A 6,000-nucleotide genomic window follows, 5' to 3' on the forward strand; every position below is an offset into this window, starting at 1 on the left:
TGCTAATACTTTGCGGGTATTTTGGCAACTTTGATTTAGGCGCATGGTTTAAGCTTATAGCTTATGGTTATCATTAAACGAATAACACTAACGTTAAAAAGTAAAACCCCATAAAACTTGTTACCGCTAACAAAGCCAACATCACAATATACCTATATTTTAAATACAACACAGTATTTAACGCTAGAAAGATCGGCAGCTAAATCATGCGAAAATCTTAGTAAACACGCGGAAAATTCAAAAAACAAGTAAAAACAAGTAAAAACAAGTAAAAACAAGTAAAAACAATAGCACTACAACATTAGCTAAATTTTTTATCAGGCGCGTTAAACATTAATTAATTCGCGCTTAAAGCGTTGCTAAATGATTACCTCGATGATAATGTTAGCGCTAACAAGCAAAGCGACAGATTCATCAGAGAGTTTTTATGTACTTGGGAATTGATTTAGGCACTTCAGGTGTAAAAGTTATCTTACTCGATAACAACGATAAAATTGTTGATCAAGCATCAGCTTCACTCAATGTTAGCCGTCCAGCATCATTATGGTCTGAGCAAGAGCCAAGTGATTGGTGGCAAGCAACGAATGAAGCGATGGCTACGTTAAAAGCTAAAAACAGCGATGCACTATCTTGCGTTGTTGCGATTGGCTTATCTGGTCAAATGCACGGTGCGACTTTGCTTGATAATAACAACGCGATTATCCGCCCTGCTATTTTATGGAACGATGGACGCAGCGAGCAACAATGTAAAACCCTTGAAGCGCGTGCGCCTAATACTCGTGCTATTACAGGCAATATTGCTATGCCTGGTTTTACTGCACCTAAATTAGTTTGGTTACAAGAAAACGAACCAGAAAACTTTAGCAAAGTGGCTAAAGTTTTATTACCTAAAGACTACTTACGCTTTTTAATGACGGGCGATTTCGCTTCAGACATGTCTGACAGTGCCGGTACTTTATGGCTTGATGTTGAAAAAAGACAATGGTCTAAAGAAATGCTCGCAGCGACAGACTTAACCATTGAGCAAATGCCAACCTTGTTTGAAGGCTCTGACATTACAGGTCATCTCAATAAAGAAATTGCTGCACAATGGGGCGTTAATGAAGTACCTGTAGTCGCGGGTGGTGGTGACAATGCTGCTGGCGCTGCCGGCATTGGTGTTATTAACCCAAATGAAGCCTTTTTATCATTAGGTACCTCAGGCGTATATTTTGTCGCAAACAAAATCTATAACCCAAACCCAGACAGTGCTGTACATACCTTTTGTCACTGTGTTCCAAATACTTGGCATCAAATGTCGGTAGTGCTAAGTGCCGCAAGTTGTTTGACTTGGGTCACTAAATTAACTGGCTTTAGCGACGAAAAAAGCTTACTTGATGAAGTGGAAAAATTAGATTTTTCAACGCCTTCATCGGTAATGTTTTTACCTTACCTTTCTGGTGAGCGTACCCCACATAACAACCCAAATGCTCAAGGCGTATTTTTTGGTCTTGACCATAATACCGATGCAGCCGTACTGGGCAGAGCCGTACTTGAAGGTGTTGCCTTTGCTTTTGCTGATGGCCAAGAAGCCTTAATGGCTGCTGGTACCCAAATAGACCAAGTATCTGTTATTGGTGGCGGCGCGCGTAGTGCTTTATGGGGAAAAATATTAGCAAGTGTGCTTAATCGTCCATTAACTTACCGTAAAGGCGCAGAAGTTGGCCCTGCCTTTGGTGCAGCACGTTTAGCTAAAATTGGCGCAACTACATTAGCCGCCAGTGAAGTGTGTTTTGCCAGTGATGTTGATTTTGTGATTGAACCAGACAGTGCAATGCAAGGTTACTACGTAGCACAGCATAAGAAATACCAACAACTTTATCAAAGTTTAAAAGCACATTTTTAGCCGTAAATTTGGCTAAAACCTTTGTATATAAAAATTTATCTACAACAGTTAAACGACGCAAATTACTTAAGCAATATTAATTAAACCAACGAATTAAATTGAGACTAGGAGCAACCCATGACTAAACAATTTTTTAACAATGTAAGCAAAATTAAATTTGAAGGTGCTAACAGCACTAACCCACTGGCTTTTCATTATTATGACGAAAACCAAGTAGTACTTGGCAAAACAATGAAAGAACATTTACGTTTTGCTGCGTGTTACTGGCATAACTTTTGTTGGGCTGGCTCTGACATCTTTGGTGCTGGTACTTTTGACCGCCCTTGGATCCAAGCAACAGGTAACCAATTAGAACTGGCTGAACAAAAAGCAAAAGTCGCATTTGAATTCTTCGAAAAACTAGGCGTACCTTACTTTTGTTTCCATGACGCAGATATCGCGCCTGAAGGCGAAACATTACAAGAGTTCCACGACAATGTAGATCACATTGTTGGTATTTTTGAAAAAGAAATGAAGCGTACTGGTATTAAGCTTTTATGGGGTACGGCTAACTTATTCTCAAATGCACGTTTTTGTGCCGGTGGTGCGACTAACCCTAACCCAGACCTTTACGCTTATGCTGCTGCACAAGTTAAACACGCATTGGACGTTACTCACCGTTTAGGTGGTGAAAACTACGTACTTTGGGGTGGCCGTGAAGGTTACGATACATTATTAAACACTAACCTTGCACAAGAAGGCGAGCAATACGCACGTTTCCTTAAAATGGTGATTGAACACAAACATAAAATTGGCTTTAAAGGTAAGTTACTAATTGAGCCTAAGCCACAAGAGCCCACTAAGCATCAATACGATTACGATACAGCGACGGTTGCTGGCTTTTTACACAAGCACGGCATTGCTGGCGAAGTTCATGTAAACATTGAAGCTAACCATGCAACACTTGCGGGCCATAGCTTTCATCATGAAATTGCTGTGGCTTGTGCTGAAGGCATTATGGGTAGCATTGATGCTAACCGTGGCGACATGCAAAACGGTTGGGATACAGACCAATTCCCTAACGATGTAGCTGAATGTACGTTAGTGATGTATGAAATTTTGAAAAATGGTGGTTTAGACACAGGCGGCTTTAACTTCGATACTAAACTTCGTCGTCAGTCATGTGAGCGTGATGATTTATTCATTGGTCACATTGGTGGTATGGACACTATGGCTAAAGCGTTACTTAATGCCGCTAAGCTTATTGAAGATGCACCCTTATCTGATTTTGTTGAAGCGCGTTATGCCGGTTGGAAAGGCGAATTAGGTCAAAGCATCATGTCGGGTGGTCAAAGCCTGGACAGTTTATCTAAATTAGTACTGGAAAATAACATTAACCCTAAACAAGAGTCTGGTCGCCAAGAGTTACTAGAAAACATTGTTAACCGTTACGTGTAATTTTAAATAGCAGACGATTGTAATACTGCGAGATAAAAGGATTGCTCGTGATTTATTTTAATCATTAGCAGTCCTTTTTATTGGTAAGTATTAAGGACTTTTAGTTAAAGCAAGTAAGGTTAAGTAACATGAACTTATTAGAACAATTGAAACAAGTCACTACGGTTGTAGCCGACAGTGGCGATGTAGACTCGATCAAAGCATTAAACCCTGTTGATGCAACAACTAACCCTTCGCTAATTTTACAAGCCGCAAAATTACCACAATACAAACACCTTATTGACGACGCGATTGCGAAATCAACCGTTGATGGTCAAACCGATATTGACAACGTGTGTGATCAGCTAATTGTTAACTTTGGTTGTGAAATATTAAAGCATATACCAGGGCGTATTTCATCTGAAGTAGACGCTAAGCTTTCTTTCGATACGAATGCGAGCATTGAAAAAGGCCGTAAGTTAATTGCGCTTTATCAAGCAGCAGGCATTAATAAGGAACGCGTGTTAATTAAATTAGCTTCTACTTGGCAAGGTATTAAAGCCGCTGAGCAATTAGAAAAAGAAGGCATTGCTTGTAACTTAACACTGCTATTTAGTATGGCTCAGGCTATCGCTTGTGCAGAAGCTAAGGTGACGTTAATTTCTCCTTTTGTTGGCCGTATTTTAGATTGGTATAAAGCGCAGGAAGAAAAAACCAAAGAAGGTAAAACCTTTATTGGCGCGGATGATCCGGGTGTGCAATCAGTTACCCGTATTTATGAATACTACAAATCTTATGGTTACAGCACAGTAGTAATGGGCGCAAGCTTTAGAAACACCGCTGAAATTATTGCGTTAGCCGGTTGTGATTTATTAACTATTTCGCCAGCATTATTAACCCAATTACAAGAAACCCAAGGCAGCCTTGAAACTAAGCTAGATGCCAAAAAAATTAAAAACCAGTCTCGTGAAACATTAATTCCTTTAACAGAGTCTAGTTTTGCTTGGCAACATAATGAAGATGCGATGGCTGTTGAGAAGTTATCAGAAGGTATTCGTAACTTTGCTAAAGACCAAGCCATTTTAGAAGAAATGGTTAGCGCGTTAATTAAGCAATAACTTTACTAGCACGTTAATAACCAAAAAACCCTGGGTAGATGTCTTTTTATACCAAGTAGAATAGTCCAACGATTTATTTCGTTGGCGCTTGCGTCGTTGAATCTCGTTCAATAATTTCAAAATCAAGCACATTTCTAAACTCACGATTATTCGCTGTCGATAAATCTGAAAATTTACCCGAAGCAATAATATCAATCGCTAATTCAGCCATTTGATGAATAGGCTGCCTAACCGTTGTTAAGTTAGGTGAGACAGTTACAGCAACATTACCGTCATCAAACCCTGATATTGATAACTCATCAGGTACCGAAATTCTCGCAAGATGTGCTGCAGCCAAAACAGCGGCAGCCATTTCATCGTTAGCCGCAACAATGGCTGTTGGTCTGTCGTCTAACGCTAATAGTTTTTTAGCGGCAATTAAGCCAGAATCATAAGTAAATAATCCCTGCTCTATATACTCAGGTGGTGTAATAATTGAATTAGAGCGCAGAGCATCTAAATACCCCTGATAACGTAACCGGCTAACGCCTTGGTTTGGGTTACCAATAATATGGCCAATTTTAGTATGGCCCTTCTTAATTAATAATTCCGTCATTTCGAAGCTCGCCTGGTAGTCATCCATGCAAATATAAGGTGACAAGCTAAGTTGTGTATCAGGCGCAATGCGAACAAAGGTAATATTCGCTTCTTTTAATACTTCAAGTAATTTAGCATCGTCGCACACATGCGGTAATAAAATTAAGCCATCAACGCGCGTTTCATCAATTAATTCACGCACTGAAGCTAACGACTTTTCTATATCATCGTCAATTTCATCAACCACCAAGTGATGGCCTGTTGTTCGGCAAACTTTTAAGCCACGTAACAGAAACTTGCTCACGTAAGAAGTATCTAAATCGAAATACAGCAAACCAATAAAAAAAGACTTATTACTGGCTAACCGACGAGCGGAAACATTAGGGCGGTAATTAAGCGCCTTAACGGCCTCCATCACCAGCGCTTTTTTAGCACTGCTTACCTTGGCATCTTGGCTTAGCACTCGAGAAACTGTCATGCTTGAAACACCAGCTCTTTCAGCTACGTCTTTAATTCTCGCTCGTTTAGATTCATTCACTGCTATTAGGTTCCTATTATTGACCGTATTTGATCCCTCATAGTTTAACAAAATTTGGTAGCGATATCATTTAATGACAACAGTATCCTTTTAAAAATATTGAAAAGGTAATGTTTAGGGCGTTAACCAAAGATCTAAGCACGTATTGAAAAAAGCTGCTTGCCAAAAATGAACCTACAAGCTTGGCCTGTATATTTGGAAAGTTAGGATAATTAGAAAGATTGGTTTTGGGAGCACTTATCTTGTGAAGAGTGAACCTACGACCTTTATCTTTATGCTTGAGAAAAGTTGGTTGCGGGAGCACTTATCTTGTGAAGAGTGAAGCTACGACCTTTATCTGTATGCTTGAGAAAAGTTGGTTGCGGGAGCACTTATCTTGTGAAGAGTGAACCTACGACCTTTATCTTTATGCTTGAGAAAAGTTGGTTGCGGGAGCACTTATCTTGTGAAGAGTGAACCTACGACCT

General features: G+C 39.8%; 4 protein-coding genes. 3 read left to right on the forward strand and 1 reads right to left on the reverse strand.

From position 1 onward, the window contains the following. The first annotated feature begins 427 nt into the window (after positions 1 to 427). From xylB to tal, 3 genes are all read left to right on the forward strand, one after another. Positions 428 to 1,885, forward strand: a complete 1,458-nt coding sequence (gene xylB / locus AC0UA9_RS04020) for a xylulokinase (protein ID WP_475657377.1) — start codon at positions 428 to 430, stop codon at positions 1,883 to 1,885. A 117-nt stretch (positions 1,886 to 2,002) separates the two neighbouring features. Further along, positions 2,003 to 3,322, forward strand: a complete 1,320-nt coding sequence (gene xylA / locus AC0UA9_RS04025) for a xylose isomerase (RefSeq protein WP_475657379.1) — start codon at positions 2,003 to 2,005, stop codon at positions 3,320 to 3,322. Positions 3,323 to 3,450: 128 nt separating this feature from the next. Further along, positions 3,451 to 4,419, forward strand: coding sequence for a transaldolase (tal, locus tag AC0UA9_RS04030; RefSeq protein ID WP_475657381.1), 969 nt, complete (start codon positions 3,451 to 3,453; stop codon positions 4,417 to 4,419). A 73-nt stretch (positions 4,420 to 4,492) separates the two neighbouring features. On the opposite strand, the gene AC0UA9_RS04035 is transcribed toward tal, so the two are convergent. After that, positions 4,493 to 5,533 carry a LacI family DNA-binding transcriptional regulator gene (locus AC0UA9_RS04035; protein WP_475657384.1) on the reverse strand — a complete coding sequence of 347 codons (1,041 nt, stop codon included), beginning with the start codon at positions 5,531 to 5,533 and terminating at the stop codon, positions 4,493 to 4,495. Positions 5,534 to 6,000 lie beyond the last annotated feature (467 nt).

It is taken from the genome of Colwellia sp. F1 (assembly GCF_056238625.1).